The organism is Dactylosporangium sp. CA-092794 (genome assembly GCF_050948465.1).
Classification (GTDB): domain Bacteria; phylum Actinomycetota; class Actinomycetes; order Mycobacteriales; family Micromonosporaceae; genus Dactylosporangium.
Map to the genome: position 1 here is coordinate 8,070,445 of NZ_CP192044.1, position 18,270 is coordinate 8,088,714.

Sequence of the window (18,270 nt, forward strand, 5' to 3'; positions counted from 1 at the left end):
GCCTCTCGGTCAGCTCCTCTCCCGGCGGGCCTCGCCGATGTGCCGGTAGAAGTCCAGGAGCTCGGGGCGGTCGACGGCGTGCGCCTGGGCGGCGGTGATGATGCCCCGCAGGATGGTCTTGACCGGGACCTCGAGCTTCTTGCCGGTGTGGGTGTGCGGAATGCCCGGGGCTTGGATCACCTCGTCGGGCACGTGCCGGGGCGAAACCCGGTTTCGCACGGCTGCCTTGATGGCGCTCGCCAGCGCCGCGTCGAGCGTGATCCCCTCGGCGAGCGTGACGAACATCGGCATCCAGTAGCCGCCGTCGGGTTCCTCCAGGCCGACGACCAGTGCCTCGCTGACCTCGGGCAGGTCCTCGGCGGCCTGGCAGATGTCGGCGCTACCCATGCGGATGCCGGCCCGGTTGAGGGTGGCGTCGGAGCGGCCATGGAGGATCACCGACCCGCGGCTGGTGAGAGTGACCCAGTCGCCGTGCCTCCACACGCCGGGGAATTCCTCGAAGTAGGCGGTGCGGTAGCGGCTGCCGTCGGGGTCGTTCCAGAACCGCAGCGGCATTGACGGCATGGGCGAGGTGACGACGAGCTCGCCGACCTCGTCCAGGAGCGGCTCCCCGGTGGCCGACCACGCGTGCAGGTCGGCGCCGAGGCAGCGCACCGCGATCTCACCTGCCCGGATCGGTTCAGTGGGAACCGACCCGGCGAAGCCGCTGACGACGTCGGTTCCCCCCGAGGTGGACCCGATCAGCACGCCCGGGCCGAGCTCGGCGGCGGCCCATTCGTGTACCGGGGCCGTCAGCACCGAGCCGGTGCAGCCCACGGAGCGCAGGGCGGAGAGGTCGAAGTCGGCCGCGGGGTGGACTCCGGCGTCGCGGGTGGCGTTCAGGAACCCCGGGCTGATCCCGAGGTGGGTGATTCCGGCGCGCTCGGCGAGCCCCCACAGGTTGGCGGGGGTGGGGGCGCCGTCGAAGCAGTGGACGGTGGCTCCCTGGAGCAGTCCAGCGGCCCGCAGGTTCCACATCATCCAGTTCAGCGTGGTGTACCAGAAGAACTGGTCGCCGGCACCGATGTCCAGGTGCAGGCTCAGGGTCTTGAGGTGCTCCACTACGACGCCGGCGTGGCCGTGAACGATACCCTTCGGGGGCCCTGTCGTCCCGGAGGTGAACAGGACCCACAGCGGATGGTCCGCCGGGAGCGGAAGAGGAGACAGTGCCGCGTCCGCCGAGGGAGCGGCGGCCTCAGCCCACGCGATGGTCTCGTCGTGACGCCCGGGCCCATCTCGGTGCCCGTTCCCGATGAGCACACTGGCCCGCAGGCTCGGCAGCCCCTCGCGCAGCTGTGCGACCTCGTGGGTCCGGTCGACCCAGCGGCCTCGGTGGTGGTGTCCGGCCGCAGCGACGAGCACCGAGGGGCCCATCTGGCAGAAGCGAGCACGCGCGGCCTCGGCGGCCAGGTCGGTGCCGCATCCGGCCCAGATCGCCCCGAGGCTGGCCGTGGCGAGGAAGGCGACGATCGCCTCGGGAATGTCAGGCAGGTATCCCACCACCCGGTCGCCCGCCCGGACTCCGAGGGCGGTGAGCGTGGCGGCAAGGGCGGCGACGTGGGCCTCCAGCTCGTCCCAGGTCAAGGTCCGGCTGGTCTCGGTCTCGTCGTGCCCGACGATCGCCACCCCGCTCCGCGGAGTCCGGAAGACCTGGGAGGCGTAGTTGAGACGCCCGCCGGGAAACCACTTGGTGTCCGGCATGGCAGCGTCGTCGACGATCCGGTCGGGCGGGGTTTCCCAGGCCACACCGCAGAACTCGGCGACGCTGCCCCAGAATCCCGGCAGGTCTCGCACCGACCATTGCCACAGGTCGTCGTAGGGGGCGCCGGGGGGCGGCCCACCGCGATCGGCGGCCAGCCGCGCGAACGACGTGATCGCCGCTCGGCTGGTGACTCCGTCCGAAGGAGCCCAGAGTTGGGCGGGCTGGAGGGTCGTCACGACTTCGCTCCCGCGTGCCAGGGGCGCGGTCGACGAGGCATTCCCACCCGCGCGCGTGGCACCGGAATCGGGTCGGCTCCGGCGACGACCTGGTTCGAGACCGAGCCGATGCCTTCGATGACCAGGGTGACGACGTCGCCGGGCTTCAGCGGTGGCGGATCCTCGACTCCGGTGCGGGCCCAGTGCTCCAGCAAGCAGCCACCGCCGCACGTGCCGGAGGCGAGCACCTCGCCGGTACGCAGTTCCACTCCACGTGACGCGAAGGCGACCATCTCCTCGAACGACCACGACATGTTGGCCGAGCTGTCTCCTCCCGCCGGCAGCGGGACGCCGTTGAGCTCGGCGTGCATCTCCAGGACGAGGCGGTCGCCGTGGCGGTAGGGCTCGAGCTCGTCGGCGGTGACGATCCACGGGCCGAGCGTGTTGGCGAAGTCCTTGCCCTTGACCGGCCCCATGCCGAAGGGGATCACCGGCGCCATCAGGTCACGCGCCGACCAGTCGTTGAAGAGGGTGTAGCCGGCGATGTGCCCGGCTGCCTGCTCGGGTGTCAGGTCCCTGCCGGGCTTGCCGATCACTGCGGCCAACTCCAGCTCGAAGTCGAGCTGCCGGCATCCCGGTGGCACCTCGACCGGGTCGTCGGGGCCGATCACCGCGTTCGCGTTGGAGAAGTAGAACAACGGCTGGTCGTACCAGGCGGGGTGGGGCCGTTGCGCTCCGAGCACGCCCAGGCTGCCTTCGAGGTGCTCCTCGAAGACGAGGAAGTCGCGCAGCGCCCCGGGTTGGACCGGGGCCAGCAACCGCACCTGCGACAGGGGTACCGGATCACCGTCCGTGGCCCCGGCCACCAGCTCGGCTCGCTCCTCCACGGAGACAGCCAGCACCTCGGACAGGTCGGTTCCCGCGGCGAGGGGCTGGACGTGGCCGTCCCCGACGATTCCCAGCCCTGTCATGCCGTCCAGCTCGATCCGGGCGATCTTCATGCGCGATCCCCCGACTGACGTTTGGCCGGCACCCTCGGCGCGGCGGCGCACAGGTGAACGGTGGCCATCAGGTCGAACTGCTCCAGGCGGCCGGCTCGCGGCCTCGTAGGGTCGAGTTCTTCGTAGACGTTGGTCACGTTGGCGGCGATGCGTTCGTGCTCGGACATCTCCGGGAAGCCGTCCAGGTCGATCGAGGAGATCGCCTCGGCGACGTCAAGTCCGGCCTCGAACCGCTTGGTCGCCTCCAGCTCGACGTACGCGAGATAGTCACGGACCCGCCCCACGCCGCTCTTGTCGGTGACCGGTCCATGGCCCGGGACGATGGCGGTGACGTCGAGGTCCAGGAGCAGGTCGCAGGCGGCGATGCAGCGGGACACCGGGCCGTCCCACACCAGCGGCGCCCCACCGATGAAGACGATGTCGCCCGTGTAGACGACTCTGGCGTCGGGAACATGAACGACCGTGTCGCCGGCGGTATGGGCCGGGCCGACCTCCACCAGCCTCACCCGGCGCCCGCCGACGTCGAGGTCGAGCTCACCGCTGAAGGTCCGGGTGGGCGGGGTGGGGGTGATCCCCGCCGGGTCGAAGGATCCGGCGACCGCGCGGACGAACTCCCCGATCCGGTCGTCACGAGCCCACAGGCTTGCCAGCTCGACGGCCGTGGCGGGCGTCATCGAGGCCGCGGCGGCCTGCGAGGCGATGATCTCGACCCCCGGTTCGGCGACCAACTGGTTGCCGAACCAATGGTCGCCATCGGAGTGGGTGTTGACCACTGTCCGGATCGGGTGGCGGTCGGTGAGCGGGGCGAGTCTCTGGAGCATCTGGGCGGTGTGGGGCAGGTCGAGGAGGGTGTCCACCAGCAGCGAGCTGCCCGTTCCGCGGACCAGGCCGGTGTTGCTCTGGCCCCATCCTCCCGCGCCGACCAGCCAGGCGTGGCAGTCCACGCCCAGGTCGTGCGGGCCGGAAGCGCCGCCGCTCATCACGCGGCGCCCTTGGCGGGGATCATCCGCACCGGCAGCGCGGCGAACTTGCGCACGGTCTGGCTCGGGTCGCGCACCGGCTCGCCCGCTCGTTCGAACCGCTCCACGCGGGTGGTGAGCTCGGTGAGCATGGCGGCCGCCTCCAGGCGCGCCAGCGGCTGCCCGAGGCACAAGTGCAGGCCGGTGCCGAAGGCGACATGGGTGCGGGCGTTCTCCCGGGTGATGTCGAGGCGGTCCGGCTCGGGAAACTGGCGGGGATCGCGGTTGGCCGACCCGTACAGCACGCCCACCGACGCTCCGGCCGGGATCGTGACTCCGCCGAGGTCGACCTCGGCCCGCGTGTGCCGGTAGAAGACCCGGAACGGCGCCTCGTACCGCAGGAGCTCGTCGACCGCGTTGGGGATCAGGTCCGGTCGCGACCGCAGCAGCTCCCACTGGTCGGGGTGCTCGATGAAGGCGTCGATGGCGTTGCCCAGCAGTGCCCCGGTCGAGTCGATGCCGGCCATCCAGATTGAGGCCAGCGTCATCAACCGTTCCGGGCCCTCGGGGTCCAGCCGGCCGTCGGTGCCGCCGTCGCTCATGATCAGGCGGCCCAGGCAGTGCGCCGGCATCGCGGCGATGCCCTCAGCGACCAGCCAGTTCAAGGCTTCGGTCAGCAGTTCGAAGTGATGCGGTGTTCCGGCGGGTTCCTCGGCGCGCGAGACCGCGTCGCTCCATTCGGCCAGGGTCTGGCGGCTCGGCGGGGTGAGCCCGGTCAGCAGTTGCATCGCGCGGTCGGGCATCGGCTGTGCCACCACCTGCACTGCGTCGAACTCGCCCAAGCCGGCGACCTCTGCAGCGATCCGCGCGGCGGCGGCTTCGATCTCTGGTCGCAGCGCCTCGATGGGGTCCTTCATGAACGCCGGCTGCAGCGACCGGCGGATGCGGTTGTGGTCCGGCGGGTCGCTCTCGATGAGCGGGTAGCGCTCGGTGCGCAGCGTGGCGGCCGCATAGGTCACCCCGTCGCCGGACACGAAGTCGTCATGGCTGCGCAGGACCTTGACCACTTCGGTGTAGCCGGGTACGAGCCAGATGTCACGGCCGGGGACGAAGACGACCGGGCCCTGCTCGCGGAGCCGCGCGTAGACCGGGTACGGGTCGGCCAGCGCAGCCGGCCGGTAGGGGTCGAGTTCGCTCGGCTGGATCGGCGCCTGTATCGATAGGTTGGTCATGGAGGAACCTCTTCCTCGAAAACTGCACCCGAGTGCAGAGTGATGTGAGTCACTCTGCACTCGGGTGCAGAACATGTCAAGGCATCACATCGAACGTGAGGGGTAGCGCATGACCGCAGCGGAGCCCGGACGGGTGCAGCGGCCGGGGCAGCAGCGCGCCGAAGCCACCCGCGACCTCCTCTACCAGGCGGCGGCTGCGCTGTTCGTCGAGCAGGGGTACGAGAACACCACCATGGCCGAGATCGCCCAACGGGCCAGAACCTCGCGACGTACGGCGTTCAACCACTTTCCCAGCAAAAGCGACATCCCCATGCGATGGGTACGGCGTATGGCTGACCTCGCCATCGACGTGACAGGTGCCCCCGAGTGCGACCAGGCCACCGAGCGGATCCGCGGCTACTTCCGGTTCATCAGTGAGATGGTTGAGGCCGAGCCGGAGTTGTCCGCGCAGATGCTGCTGGGCTGGACAGCTGCGGCTGGCCCCATCCGCTACGAGTCGCAACTCCTTGCCGACCTGACGCCGATGCTCCAGGAAGGGCAGGCTCGCGGCCAGATCGATGCGGCCGCTGACGCCGCCACGATCGCTCGCACGCTCAGTGACATCCTCATGGGCGCCTCCTTCCGATGGGTCCGCGAGGGCGACGACGGGCCGTCCCTTCAGGAACTCGTCGAGGCCGGGATCGACCTGGTCCTCCGTGCCATCCAGTCAGGCCGCCCGCAGCAGCCCAACCATCAACTTCGCTGATCAATTGCACCCATCCGCTTTCGTCCGTGAAAGCAGATCCATGCGCCGCGGCGTCGAGCCACTTTTCGACATGCGTCGGCCATACACCGCCGGCGGCGATCAATGCTGGCTCATGGGAAGCGTTACGGACAGTTCGGTGCCACAACCGGACGGGCTCATGACAGCGATGGTGCCGCCCAAGGCCTTGACCCGGTCCTCGAGACCGATCAGGCCCGAACCTCTGGCGGGGTCGGCACCTCCGACGCCGTTGTCACGGATCGACAGGGCGAGCGTGCCGTCCGAGTGCTTGACGCATACCTTCGCCACCGAAGCGCGGGCGTGTTTGACCACGTTGGCGAGCGCCTCCGACACGACGTAGTACGCCGCCACCTCGACGGCCTTGGGAAGGCGGCCATCGATGCGGATGTCGCCTTGGACGGGAACCACAGAACGGCGGATGAGTCCCCTGAGCGCAGGCTCAAGGCCACCTTCGGACAGGATCGCCGGATGAATGCCCCGCGCGAGCTCGCGGAGATCATCGGCCAGTTCCTTCAGGCCCTTCCTCATGTCCGACAACTCGGCCTTCAGCTTGGACAGCTCCGGCGGGGTTTCCGACTCGGCGTTCGCCATGCCGAGGGCCAGCGAGATGATCCGTTGCTGCACGCCGTTGTGCAGATCGCGGTCCAGCCGCCGCCGCGTCTCGTCCGCTGCGGCGACGATGCGTGCGCGGGAGGCGGTCAGCTCGGCCCTGCTCTCGGTGTTGGCGATGCTGCTGGCCAGCAACTCGGTGAACTCGCGGATGCGGTCCTCGGCGTCCGCCGGAAACGGAGCGCCGCGCGTCGACGCGGCGATCGCGACGCCCCACAGCCGCTGGTCGACGATGATCGGAGTACCGACGGCCGAGCGAACGCCCGCGTCTTGCGCGGCGACCCCGATAGAACTGGCTGCCTGGCTGTAGTCGTCGAGGCGCGACGGGCGGCGCGACCGGAAAACCAGTGTTGAGACGTCGTTGCCACCGAGCGGATAGTTGGCAGGCACCTGCAACAGGCCCGGGACACGGCGCCAGCGGGCGACCGTCGTCGCGGTGGCGTCCGTCTCGTAGCGTGCGACGAGCGCGATGTCGGCGTGCAGGATACCGCCGATCGCGGCGGCCACCGCGGCGAACACCTCGGCCGGCGGCGCGTTCCGCGCGACGAGCATCGCCACTCGCCGCAACGCTGTCTGCTCGCCGACGAGGACGCCGCGCATCGCCTCGGAGGCCACTTCACGGCTCTGGGCGACAGCGACGACTTCGCCGATGGCGGTCGCCAGGACGAGATACAACGCGGCCTCCGCCATGTCGGTGACACTCGTGCGCCCGGCCGGATGCGTCGAATCCAGGTAGTACCAGTCGAAGGCGAGGAAGCTCGCGAGCGCCACCGGGACACCGAACGCGGCGCCGGCGAAATACGTGATCGCCACGATGCCGGCGATACCAAGTACGACGACGACCGGGATCGTGAGATAGGGCCCGGCATAGGAGACCAGGACAGCGACGAGCGGGAATGCGACTGCAGCTGCCAGCAGGGCACGCGCCGGTCTGACACCTGCCCGGAACACACGGCCGAACGTCACCCTGGTCATACGCCGCACTCACGCGTTATCGAGTCGATCCCGCACGCGCTTCCCAGACCATTGTGCTCTCATTCCGCTACTGTTGCCTGCGCGTGACGCTACCGGCGGACGACCGCGACCGGGCATGGCGCGTGGTGCAGGACGGCCCGGCTGACGGAGCCCAGCCGCAGTTCCGCGAACCCGCCGTGGCCTCGGCTACCCACCACCACGGCCGCCGCGTGCCGCGACGCGGCAAGCAGCGCCGGCACTGGACGCCCGTCGACCGTCTCGCTGGTGATCACCAGGTCTACGCAGACATCGCGGGCCGGGCAGATCCTGGCCGCCGCCGTGCTGGGCGCCGTCATCGGGCTGGAGCGCGAGTTCAATGACGCCCGCCGGCGCAGGTCGTGCCGGCCCGGCGCCGGTCAGGGGCCTCAGTCGTGCGCCGTCGCGGCGGCTCGCTCCCCGGCCCCGCGCGGCGCGGCCGGGCCCCGATCCGTCGCCAGGGCCAAGCCCGTGCCAGGGTCGAAGTAGTACGCGGCGGCCATGTCAACACCCAGCGTCAGCCGGTCGCCGATGGTCGCGGGGCACCGTGGGTTCACCTTCGCCGTCCACAAACGCTCATCGCCCTCGACGCCTAGCGCCCGACCGGCCGCCGGGCCCGAGGCCGCACCCGGTGCTTCGAACACGATGTGCTTCTCGTTGCCCAGCGACTCGACCGCGAGCGCCGTCACCGTGATGGCTGGACCGTCATCGGTCGGCGGCCAGGCGAAGGCGTCCGGCCGGAGACCCACCACGATGCTCTGGCCTGCGTAGCCCGCCAGCGCCGGTACCTGCGCGAGCCCCTCGGCCGGCACCGGCCAGCGGTTCCCGCCGACCGCGAGCACCAGCCGGTCACCGCCGGATGCCTCGGCGGTGATCAGGTTCATGCTCGGCGAGCCCATGAAGCCGGCGACGAACACATTTGCCGGCCGGAAGTACAGCTCGTCGGGCGTGCCGACCTGCTGCAGGCGGCCGTGGTCCAGCACCGCGATCCGGTCGCCCAGCGTCATCGCCTCAACCTGATCGTGGGTGACGTAGATCGTGGTGGTCCGGTAGCGCTGGTGCAGCCGGGTCAGCTCGGCCCGCATCGACACACGCAGCTTGGCGTCGAGATTGGACAGCGGCTCATCCATCAGAAACACCCGAGGCTCCCGCACGATCGCCCGGCCCATCGCCACCCGCTGCCGCTGGCCGCCCGACAGCGCTTTCGGCTTCCGGCTGAGGTACTCCTCCAACCCCAGCACCTGTGCCGTCTCCAGTACGCGGCGCTGGGCGGCGGCGCGCGGCACGTGCCGGAGCCGCAGCGCGAATGACAGGTTGTCGTCGACGGTCATGTGCGGATACAGCGCGTAGTTCTGGAACACCATCGCGATGTCGCGGTCCTTGGGTGCCAGGTCGTTGACCACCTTGCCGTCGATGGACACCACGCCCTCGGTGGCATCCTCCAGGCCCGCGACGATACGCAGGACGGTGGACTTGCCGCAGCCGGATGGTCCCACCAGCACCAGGAACTCGCCGTCGGCGACCGCGAGGCTGACGTGGTCGACGGCCACCGTCTCGCCCGCGAACACCTTGCTGACGTCTTCCAGCTTCACCTCGGCCACGGCCGCTCACCTCCGAAATCCAGTGCGGGTGAGACGTCTCTCAACGTGTCACGTCCGCAACGGCGGCGACATGGCCGAATTCCCTGAGGCGCCGGGACTTTGAGCGCGCCGGTCGTGCCCTCTCGTGCCGTAGGCGGCGGACGTCCGGCCCTGCCACCGCGCAGCCAGCCGGTGGACGATGTCCAAGCGGCGGCGATGCCGCACGCCGGTCATCCTCCGGAGCCCTCCCCTGGCTCGCACGGCGGGCGCCGGCGCCGGACCAGCATGGCGATCCCCGCGCCCACGGCGAGCAGCAGAGCGACGCCGCCGCCGGCCAGCCACGGCCAGGCGACGGACCGGCGGACCGGCCCGGTGCCGGCGACGACGGGGCTGTCGCTCGTGGCGGCCGGGGGCGACGCTGGCGAGACAACGGTGCCTCCGCCTGCGCCGCCGCCGGTGCGGGCACTCGGCGACGGGCCAGGCGGGGCACCCAGCCGATACCTGGTGACCGTCGCGCCGGTCTTCGCGTCGGTGCGCAGCAGGTAGACCGCGGCGTCGGGGCCGACGCGCAGGTCGGTGGTGACCGCGCCGTACGTGTGCCGGGTCAGGGTGATCGGGGGCGCCGCGCCGGTGGGCACCAGCCGCAGCACCAGCACCTCGACCTTGGGCGGCTCGTTCTCGTCGTCCGGCCACCGCACGACGTTGAACGCGACGACCGGGTCGTCACCGCTGAGCCCCGGCACCATCCCGACGCCTTCCAGGTCGGTGACGCTGGTGATCCGCCAGGACCGGATCGGCTGCCCGGCGGGACCGCGCAGGGCCACGTCCAGCCGGTGTGGGGCCGTCCAGGTGACCAGCAGCGAACGGCCGCCCGGCAGGGGCTGGTCGGGCCGGGTGAGCCGGCGCTGGTCGTCGAGGCTCAGCGGCTCGCCCGCGCGGGTCGTCACCGGCTCCCAGCCGCCGTTGGACGGGTCCACGACGTAGAGCACGCCGTCGGGGCCAATACGGAGCGGGCCCATCACGGCCAGCGGCGCCACCCACCGGACGGTGCCGGAGACGGATCTCGAGTACAGCTTCGGGCCGAGCAGCGATCGGGTGTAGTAGATCGTGCCGCCGGTGACGGCGAAGTCGCACACGCCCGGCTCGAGCGCCACGGTGCGGCTCGGCGCATCCGGGTGGCCGCGGCTCCAGGCGAGCAGCCGATCGTTGACCTCGTCGAGCATCCAGATGGTACCGTCCGGGTCGATCTGGATCGACCAGGGACCGAAGATGTCGCCGTCGCCTGACGGCTTGGAGAAGCCTACCTGGGCGGTATTGGCCTGCACGACCATCGGCCCCGGAGGCGTGAGACGGCCGAACTCATGCGTGCCGAGCGGCACTTCGACGGGCGTTGCCGCGGCGACGCCCGCAACGGCAGGCAGGATGGCCACGGCGGCGGCCACGGTCGCGGCCATCAGGAGGCGCCCGAACGGGCGCCGGTATCGCGTCAGCATCTGATCCTCCTTCGGATCGGCCCACGCGGGGAACGGCATGCCAGCCCGGCGTTGCCGGTGCTCAGCGACGGGCCGCCGTCAACGGGCGGCGATGTCGATGGCGACGGTGTACTCGTAGCTGCCGCCGGCGACGGCGCGGACGACCTCATAGGCGCGCACCAGCGGCTGCGGGTTGCCCTGGCCGGCCCGGCCGACACCGATGCCGTACGTCAGCACGCCCTCGTAGTCCCCGGCCGGTGCGTAGTCGGCCATGACCGCCATTCCCAGGGGCCGCACCGGCTGCGTGACGACGGTGGAGGCGGTGCCGTCGGCGGTATGGGCCCGCGCCTGGCGGAAGGTGATCCGCAGTACCCCGTGGCCCGCGACCGGGATCGGCCGGCCGCTGCCGTCGCCGGCAAGCTCGTCGGCGAATTGGAAGGTGTACCCGGGCATCGCGGTGCTGAAGGTGAACGACATCCGGTTGAACGGCCGTTCGCCACGATCGCTCGGATGGTCCCCGGCACCGATGCGGATCAGGGCCGGCGTCGGCGGGACCCCGTACTCGTGCCGCACGACGCCGGGCCGGGCCGCGTCGTTCGGCCAGTGCCACTGGTACGCCACGCGCGCCGAGACCACCCGGGCGGGTGAGCCGGCGCCGGTGGCCGGGCCGGTGGTGGCCGGGCCGGTGGTGGCCGGGCCGGTGGTGGGCGACACGGTCACGGGGGGCTCCGTCGCAGGCGCCGCCGACGGGACGGGCCCAGCGGTGGCGGTGCCACTGACAGTTCCACCGCGGGCGCAGGCCGCCGGAGTGGCCACGACGAGCGCGGCGGCGGCGAGGACGGTCAGACTACGCAGGGAGATCATCACGCCCTCCAATCAATGTGGATGGATTCCTGCGACCGAACTCCACCACCGGACGGAGAGAAATCCCAGAGCCGTCCGTCCCGGCCGCGCGGAGACCTTCGTCCCTGTCGCGCGGCCGGGTGCGAGGCGTCGGAACAAGGGACGTTGAGGCGCCCGCGGCGGGACCTTCGGCCCGGCCGGAGCGCGGGCCACCACCGCACGATAGGCCCGACACGGACGAGAATGGAGAGGACCTCGTCGGCGCGGTGACGTCCGCCCGCTCGGCCTGACCGGATTCCGTTCGTGGTGATGCGACGGATGCCGGCACAGCGACGGCTGGCCGCGCTGGTCCGGGCCGGCGCACCGGTGGCGTCGCCCACGAGGTGATCCGCACGGACACGATCGCGGACGACGCGGCCGTCGGCCACCGCGACGGACACGTGCGGTGCGCGGCGGCCCAGCACCCGACGCAGGTGAGATCTGGTCGTGCTCAGCGCCCCGTTGTGTCCGGGCCGGTGGCACGTCGCGCCGAGACCTGTGTCACTGGCAAGCGATTGGCGACCGGGCGCGAAGTGCTCGGTCACCGCGGTTCGTAGCACCGTGTGCCGGTCGCTGCCGTGCGGGACTCAGTCGCGCCGCCGGTAGCTCACCCGCCACACGGCCGTCGAGGCGACGACCTGAACGATGGCGACATTCGGCACGACGATGTGGGCGAAGCCGCCGTCGAAGGCGACCCAACCGTCGCTTACAAGATCGATCTCGCGGCCGTCATGGTCGCGCACCGAGTAGCCGTCGACGAGTTGGATCGTGGCCTCGCGGATCCAATGCAACTCCATACCGCCATTGTCCGCCGCCACTACGCGATCGACGGCTCCACGACCTGGCCCGCGCCGACTGCAGCTGCACCGCGACGCTGCGGCCGGCCGAGATCCTGCACTGCGGATGCCGGACACGGACCATCCACGCTTTGAGCCCCACCCCGTCGCGCCGGCCCGACCGTTCCGTCGTCCACTCGGCCAGCTCGCGCCGCGGCCGGGCGCACACAGTCGCCGGCCGGTCCGGCCGGCCGGCGACGTGTGCGATGGTCACGCGGCCGGTGGCACCGCCGCGACCGCGCCGCTCGACACAATGGTCGCGACGGGCGCCCCGGCGATCCGCGCGGTGGCCGCCGCATTCTCGTGGGCAAGGAAGTTGCCGAGTTGCGTTACCACGGCCGGCGGACGGGACGCCGGGTGGCTCTACCGGTCCTGTATGCCAGATACGGCGAGCAGTTCGTGGTGATCGTCGGAGACGCGCCCCACAAGCGATGGTGGCGCAACTTCACCCAGCCCGCATCGGTCCAGGTCCGCCGCGGCGGCCAACTCCGCGCCGGGACCTGCCGGCTCGTCGCACCCGACGACCCGTCATACGAGCCGGCTTGGCGTGCCTACGACCAACGCCAACACGTCCAACGGGAGCAAACCGATCAACTCCTGCTGATCGAATTCGCCATCCAGTAAGCCCCGACCAGCGCTCAGGCCGCACCGTCAGCCGCCACGGGTGCGGCGGACTCGGGTGGAGGCGACGACGAGCAGGGCAGTGATCGCTTCGTCGCCGATCTTGCCCGAACCGGCCACGCGAACTGGAGGGTACCGATGCGCTGTGTCGGCGCCTGGCCGGGACGTTCGTTGCCCGCAACAGGTAGATCGCCTCCGACGCCACGCACCGGTTTGCCGCTGTCCCGTTTCCCGCTGGACCGCGCCCGAACGACCGTGGCCGGGAGCTTGCCGCGCTGAAAACAGGTCGACCGGCCCTGGCGAAGCCCCGGGGTTGGTGAACGCTTGAAGCATGTTCAGCGTGGCCGACATCGACGGCTCGGCCTCGCACTCGCCGCGGTCGACCTGGAGGCCGCGGAGTCCAGCTGCACGTCGTGCACGCGTTCCTCCGGCCTGCAGGCCCGCTCGGCCCCTTACCGCTCGGGCCGCCGGACGGCGGCCCGCGCAACGACGCCGCCCGGCTCGGCCGGCCAGGCCGTGCTCCACCACGCGGCCTGCCCGGTGGCCGTGGTGCCGGATCCCTGTTGACCGGACCCGAGGAGGCCCGTGATGGCCGCTGCCACTCCCCTGCTCATCGACATCGTGACCGTCGACAAGCCCGACGACACCAACGTCATCGTCGGGCAGGCCCACTTCATCAAGACCGTCGACGACCTCCACGAAGCCCTCGCCGGGGTGAGCCCGCACCTGCGCTTCGGCATCGCCTTCTGCGAGGCATCCGGCCCCTGCCTCGTGCGCCACTCCGGCAACGACGACGAGCTCACCAAGGCCGCCACGAACATCGCCCGATCCATCGGTGCCGGCCACAGCTTCGTCATCCTGCTCCGCGACGGATTCCCGCTCAACGTCCTCAACCCGGTCAAGGCAGTGCCCGAGGTGTGCGGCATCTACTGCGCCACCGCGAACCCGCTCGACGTGCTCGTCGCGGTGACCGAGCGCGGCCGGGGCATCGTCGGCGTCGTCGACGGCTCGCCACCCGCGGCCGTGGAATCCGACGACGACATCACCGAGCGCCGCAGCTTGCTGCGCACCATCGGGTACAAGCTGTGAGAGGAGCGCCGCCATGGCACCCACCGATCGGACCCGCCGGTTCGGCTACGCGATCGCCGTGTTCATCAACCTCGTGATCCTGTACGTACTCAATGTCCGACCCGAATGGCAAGCCGCACCGTTCTTGACCGACGCGACCCCGCGGGTACTCGTGCTGGTCAACCTGTCGCTGCTGGCCGGCATCATCGCCAACGCCATCTACATCGCGGCCGACGGCCCATGGGTGAAGACGCTCGGCGACCTCACCACGACGACGATTGGTCTGGCCGTGCTCATCCGGATCTGGCAGGTGTTCCCGTTCGACTTCACCGCGTGGACGTTCGACTGGGCGCTCGCTGCGCGAATCGTGCTGGTCGTGGCACTGATCGGGACCGGCATCGCGCTCTTCGCGCAGGCCGTGGCGCTGCTGCGCCTGGCGGTGGGGCGCCTCGGGCACCCCGGTGGTCACGCGCTGCCCTGAGCCGCGTATCAGGGCCGACCAGGTCATCCGAGGGTGGCCTCCGGCCCTGCCGTGCCGAACGGGGCCCAGCGCACGCTCGCATCGTGGGGCACCGCGTGGTGTCCGTCGCCGTCATCGCCCTTGTGACCGTGGCATCCGCCGGAGAGCGCGGCGCCACGCCGCGTGACAGCAGTGGCGACGCGCTGAGCGTGGCCGCCTCGTCGACCGTGCCGTCGGCAACGTGATGTGGCCTGCAGGTGTCGGCGACGCTCACCGGCCCGGGGGTTGATGGCCGATGCTGAAGTAGGCGGCGCGGCGGCGCTGGTGGCGGCGGGCCGGTACGGCTGCGGCTTTGGGCGGGCGGTGCGGTGCGCCGTAGAAGAGGCGTTTGCCGGTCTCAATAAGGGCCAGGTAGCAGACGATCATGCCGGCCAGGACGGGGAAGAGGATGCCGGGCAGCGGCTGGAAACCGAGCGTGGGTCCCAGTGGGCTGCCCGGCAGCAGGGCACCGGCGGTGACCACGCCGAAGGCGGTCAGGGTCAACGGCAAGCTGGGTTGGCTGCGCAGGAACGGGACACACCGGGTGCGGATCGCGAAGATGACCAGGGTCTGGGTGGCGAGGGACTCGACGAACCAGCCGGCGTGGAACAATTCCGGGCCGGCGTGGAAGACCCACAGCAGGATGGCGAAGGTGGCGAAGTCGAACACCGAACTGATCGGGCCGAAGTACAGCATGAACCGGCGGATGAACCGGATGTCCCAGTGCGACGGCCGGCGCAGCTGCTCCTCGTCGACATTGTCGGTGGGGATGGCCAGCTGGCTAATGTCGTAGAGCAGGTTGTTGAGCAGGATCTGCGAGGGCAGCATCGGCAGGAACGGCAGGAACAGCGACGCCCCGGCCGCGCTGAACATGTTGCCGAAGTTGCTGGACGTTCCCATCAGCACGTACTTGATGGTGTTGGCGAAGATCCGCCGGCCCTCGACCACGCCGTCGGCGAGCACGTCGAGGTCCTTCTCCAGCAGGATCACGTCGGCGGCGTCCTTGGCCACGTCGGTGGCCGAGTCGACCGAGATGCCCACGTCGGCCGCATGCAGAGCGAGGGCGTCGTTGACCCCGTCGCCGAGGAACGCCACCCCGCCAACCGCCGACCGCTGCAGCCGGACCAGCCGCGCCTTGTGCTCCGGGCTGACCCTGGCGAACACGGCGGTCGCCGGGATCGCGGCGGCAAGCGCGGCGTCGTCGAGGCGGTCAATGTCGGCGCCGGTAAGCGCACCGGTGACCGGCAGACCCAGGTCCTGGCACACCTTCACAGCGACGGTCGCGTTGTCCCCGGTAACGATCTTGGCAGCGATGCCGAGCCCGGCGAGACGTTGCAGGGCCTGCGCCGCATCCGGTTTGGGCGGGTCGAGGAAGACCAGCAGGCCGGACAGGCGCAGGTCCCGCTCGGCCTCGGCGGTCAGCGTGGACACGTCCCCGGCCGGCCGGGTGGCCACGGCCACCACCCGGTTGCCGGCGGCGAACTCGGCGGCCAGCACGTCACGAGCCCCATTGGGAACGTTCGCGCAGCGGGCCAGCACCGCTTCCGGCGCGCCCTTGGTGACCAGCACGCGGTGCCCGGCGCCGTCGGCGGCCAGGACGGAGACCAGCCGACGGTCGTGGTCGAACGGCAGCGTCGCCAACCGCCGGTACCTGTCCAGCCCGATGCGGTACGCCGCGGCGGCCGGTGATGCCCACAGCGCCAGGTCGAGCGGGTTGCCGCCAACCGCCTGGCCGTCGACGACATCGGCCTCGGTACATAGCAGCCCCCACCGCAGCGGGTCGTCACCCGAGCCGCCGGTCGGTACGGCGCGCATGAAACTGATCCGCCCCTGGGTCAGGGTGCCGGTCTTGTCGGTGAACAGCACGCTCACGTCGCCGAGATCCTCGATGCACACCAGCCGCTTGACCAGGACCTTGCGGCGCCGCATGCGCCGCGACCCCGCGGCCAGGCTGGTGGAGACCACCGCCGGCAGCAATTGCGGAGTGATCCCGACCGCGATGGCGAGGGAGAACAGCAACGCGTCCAGCAGCGGCTTGTCCAACACGACGTTGATAACGAAGATCGACGTCGTCAGCGCGCCCGCCACATAGACCAGCAGCATCGAGAACCGACGCAACCCGGCCTGGAACTCGGTCTCGGTCTGCCCGGTGCTCAGCCCGGCGGCGATACGGCCGAATGCCGTACGGCCGCCCGTGGCGACCACCACGCCACGGCCCTGCCCGCCGTGCACCACCGTGCCCATCAGCGCCGCACAGGACAGATCGGCCAGGGCGCCCCCGACAGCTACGGGCGGCACGGATTTCTCCACCGGCACCGGCTCACCGGTCAGCACCGACTCGTCGCACTCCAGCCCGGTGACCTCCAGCAGCCGGATGTCGGCCGGAACCACATCGCCCAGCCGCAACTCAACAAGATCACCCGGAACCAGGACCGTCACGTCCACCGGCTCCGGCCGACCATCACGGATCGCAATCGTGCGGTGGCGAATCTGCGAATGCAGGGCCTGGGCCGCCCGCTCCGCGCGAAACTCGTTGACGAACCCCAACCCCACCGACAACGCCACGATCACACCGATGATGATCGCGTCGGCACCCTCGCCGAGGAACGCCGAGGCCAGCGCCGCGGCCAGCAGCAGCCCCAACAGCGGTGAACGGACCTGATGCCACAACACCGGCAGCGCCCGAGCCCGGTGCGAAACGACGGCGTTCGGCCCGTACACGGCAAGCCGCGCCGCGGCGTCACCGGCCGTCAGCCCTGTTTCGTCCACCCGCAGCCGCGCCAGGACCTCGGTCCCTACCAGGCCCGCCGCCTCGGCGATCCCCAGGTCCCGCCGGTCCCGCACCACGACGCCCGGACGCCTCGCCCTCACCACAACCGTCCCCAAGCCGGCCGACGCCCGCCGTGTATCTCCACCAGCTCATCCCACACCCGCACGCAGGCCCGGCGAAGAGCCCTTCGGCCCGCGGCAACCGGGTCGACACCGTCGCCATGACCCGCCGTGTGCGGCCTGGTGCGCCGCATCACCGGCCCGGGGCGACCGCGCTCACCGGCCTCCCTCATCCTGACGACCCCGCTCCTACTCCCTCGACGGGACTGTCAAGATAACGGCTCCGGCGCCAACCGTCTTTGCGCCAGAGCCGATCTTTTTACAGTTCCCGAGCCCAAGGGGTACTGGACGGGTGAGGTACCGCTGATACGGGGCGTGGGCTCAAGCGATCAACGACCAAGGCGTGATCGCCGGCTACGCCACCGTCGACGACGACCCCGGCTCACTCCGGCCGATCCGGTGGGACACCAACGGCACGATCGCCGTACTCACCAGCCCGACCGGCGGTACCGCGCAGCCGATCGCCGTCAACAACCACGGCACCATCCTCGGCGTCTCGTCGGGTTCCCCGGTGCTCTGGGATGCCAGAGGTCATCTCACCGAGCTACGGACTCCCGGCTTCCCCGAGACCATCAACGACGACGGTGTGATCGTCGGCTACCGCAACCGCCTCGCCCCACCGACCTCTGACCTGCAAGCGATGCGCTGGGACACCAGCCGACACGCCTTCGCACTGCCCTACCCACCCGGCTACACGTCAGCTCGGGCTCAATTCCTCAACGACCACGGGATGATCGCCGGATACGGTCACAAGCCATACGACCAGGACCACGCGATCCTGTGGCGTACACAATAGTTCGACCATCCAAGAGCCGTCTGGCCGGTGTTGCGCCGCCCCACGATAAGCATGCAGGCAGTGTTGAGGACGACAACGACGGCCGTGGTCGGTCGTGCTCGCGGACGTTGAAAAATG

17 protein-coding genes are annotated in these 18,270 nt (G+C 70.6%); 6 read left to right on the forward strand and 11 right to left on the reverse strand.

Annotation, left to right across the window (positions count from 1 at the left end; all coding sequences use genetic code 11):
• Positions 1 to 9 precede the first annotated feature (9 nt).
• From ACQPXD_RS34485 to ACQPXD_RS34500, 4 genes are read right to left on the reverse strand one after another with little or no spacing between them, the layout of a single operon-like run.
• Entirely contained in the window at positions 10 to 1,977 is a 1,968-nt protein-coding gene (locus ACQPXD_RS34485; RefSeq protein ID WP_432825500.1) for an acetoacetate--CoA ligase, read from the reverse strand.
• The gene (locus tag ACQPXD_RS34490) at positions 1,974 to 2,957 is read right to left on the reverse strand and encodes a fumarylacetoacetate hydrolase family protein (protein ID WP_432825501.1); all 984 of its coding nucleotides are present in this window, start codon (positions 2,955 to 2,957) and stop codon (positions 1,974 to 1,976) included. Before ACQPXD_RS34490 ends, ACQPXD_RS34485 begins: the two co-directional genes overlap by 4 nt.
• Positions 2,954 to 3,937 (reverse strand): MBL fold metallo-hydrolase, encoded by a 984-nt coding sequence (locus ACQPXD_RS34495; RefSeq protein WP_432825502.1) that lies wholly within the window; start codon positions 3,935 to 3,937, stop codon positions 2,954 to 2,956. The genes ACQPXD_RS34490 and ACQPXD_RS34495 overlap by 4 nt, the downstream gene beginning before the upstream one ends.
• The gene (locus ACQPXD_RS34500; protein WP_432825503.1) at positions 3,937 to 5,148 is read right to left on the reverse strand and encodes a cytochrome P450; all 1,212 of its coding nucleotides are present in this window, start codon (positions 5,146 to 5,148) and stop codon (positions 3,937 to 3,939) included. The genes ACQPXD_RS34495 and ACQPXD_RS34500 overlap by 1 nt, the downstream gene beginning before the upstream one ends.
• A 109-nt stretch (positions 5,149 to 5,257) precedes the next feature.
• Here ACQPXD_RS34500 and ACQPXD_RS34505 point away from each other — a divergent pair, with 109 nt between their 5' ends.
• Complete coding sequence (locus ACQPXD_RS34505; protein WP_432825504.1) at positions 5,258 to 5,893, forward strand: TetR/AcrR family transcriptional regulator; 636 nt, start codon at positions 5,258 to 5,260, stop codon at positions 5,891 to 5,893.
• A gap of 99 nt (positions 5,894 to 5,992) precedes the next feature.
• Here ACQPXD_RS34505 and ACQPXD_RS34510 read toward each other — a convergent pair whose 3' ends face one another.
• From ACQPXD_RS34510 to ACQPXD_RS34535, 6 genes are all read right to left on the reverse strand, one after another.
• Positions 5,993 to 7,495 (reverse strand): GAF domain-containing sensor histidine kinase, encoded by a 1,503-nt coding sequence (locus tag ACQPXD_RS34510; protein ID WP_432825505.1) that lies wholly within the window; start codon positions 7,493 to 7,495, stop codon positions 5,993 to 5,995.
• Positions 7,496 to 7,584: 89 nt separating this feature from the next.
• Positions 7,585 to 7,830 carry a universal stress protein gene (locus tag ACQPXD_RS34515; protein ID WP_432825506.1) on the reverse strand — a complete coding sequence of 82 codons (246 nt, stop codon included), beginning with the start codon at positions 7,828 to 7,830 and terminating at the stop codon, positions 7,585 to 7,587.
• A 69-nt stretch (positions 7,831 to 7,899) separates the two neighbouring features.
• Positions 7,900 to 9,111, reverse strand: coding sequence for an ABC transporter ATP-binding protein (locus ACQPXD_RS34520; RefSeq protein ID WP_432825507.1), 1,212 nt, complete (start codon positions 9,109 to 9,111; stop codon positions 7,900 to 7,902).
• Positions 9,112 to 9,320: 209 nt separating this feature from the next.
• Positions 9,321 to 10,583: a hypothetical protein gene (locus ACQPXD_RS34525; RefSeq protein ID WP_432825508.1), complete on the reverse strand. Its 1,263-nt coding sequence runs from the start codon at positions 10,581 to 10,583 to the stop codon at positions 9,321 to 9,323.
• 78 nt (positions 10,584 to 10,661) lie between these two features.
• Entirely contained in the window at positions 10,662 to 11,282 is a 621-nt protein-coding gene (locus ACQPXD_RS34530; protein WP_432825509.1) for an AMIN-like domain-containing (lipo)protein, read from the reverse strand.
• A 749-nt stretch (positions 11,283 to 12,031) separates the two neighbouring features.
• On the reverse strand, positions 12,032 to 12,241 hold the full coding sequence (locus ACQPXD_RS34535; protein ID WP_432825510.1) for a hypothetical protein: 210 nt from the start codon (positions 12,239 to 12,241) through the stop codon (positions 12,032 to 12,034).
• A gap of 342 nt (positions 12,242 to 12,583) precedes the next feature.
• Between ACQPXD_RS34535 and ACQPXD_RS34540 the strand changes: the two genes are divergently transcribed.
• From ACQPXD_RS34540 to ACQPXD_RS34555, 4 genes are all read left to right on the forward strand, one after another.
• Complete coding sequence (locus tag ACQPXD_RS34540) at positions 12,584 to 12,904, forward strand: nitroreductase/quinone reductase family protein (RefSeq protein WP_432825511.1); 321 nt, start codon at positions 12,584 to 12,586, stop codon at positions 12,902 to 12,904.
• A 585-nt stretch (positions 12,905 to 13,489) separates the two neighbouring features.
• A complete protein-coding gene (locus ACQPXD_RS34545) occupies positions 13,490 to 13,990 on the forward strand; it encodes an adenosine-specific kinase (protein WP_432825512.1) in 501 nt (166 codons plus the stop codon).
• A 13-nt stretch (positions 13,991 to 14,003) separates the two neighbouring features.
• On the forward strand, positions 14,004 to 14,450 hold the full coding sequence (locus tag ACQPXD_RS34550) for a hypothetical protein (protein ID WP_432825513.1): 447 nt from the start codon (positions 14,004 to 14,006) through the stop codon (positions 14,448 to 14,450).
• 83 nt (positions 14,451 to 14,533) lie between these two features.
• Positions 14,534 to 14,674, forward strand: a complete 141-nt coding sequence (locus ACQPXD_RS34555; protein ID WP_432825514.1) for a hypothetical protein — start codon at positions 14,534 to 14,536, stop codon at positions 14,672 to 14,674.
• A gap of 25 nt (positions 14,675 to 14,699) precedes the next feature.
• On the opposite strand, the gene mgtA is transcribed toward ACQPXD_RS34555, so the two are convergent.
• On the reverse strand, positions 14,700 to 17,315 hold the full coding sequence (gene mgtA / locus ACQPXD_RS34560; RefSeq protein ID WP_432825515.1) for a magnesium-translocating P-type ATPase: 2,616 nt from the start codon (positions 17,313 to 17,315) through the stop codon (positions 14,700 to 14,702).
• 385 nt (positions 17,316 to 17,700) lie between these two features.
• Between mgtA and ACQPXD_RS34565 the strand changes: the two genes are divergently transcribed.
• Entirely contained in the window at positions 17,701 to 18,153 is a 453-nt protein-coding gene (locus ACQPXD_RS34565) for a hypothetical protein (RefSeq protein WP_432825516.1), read from the forward strand.
• Positions 18,154 to 18,270 lie beyond the last annotated feature (117 nt).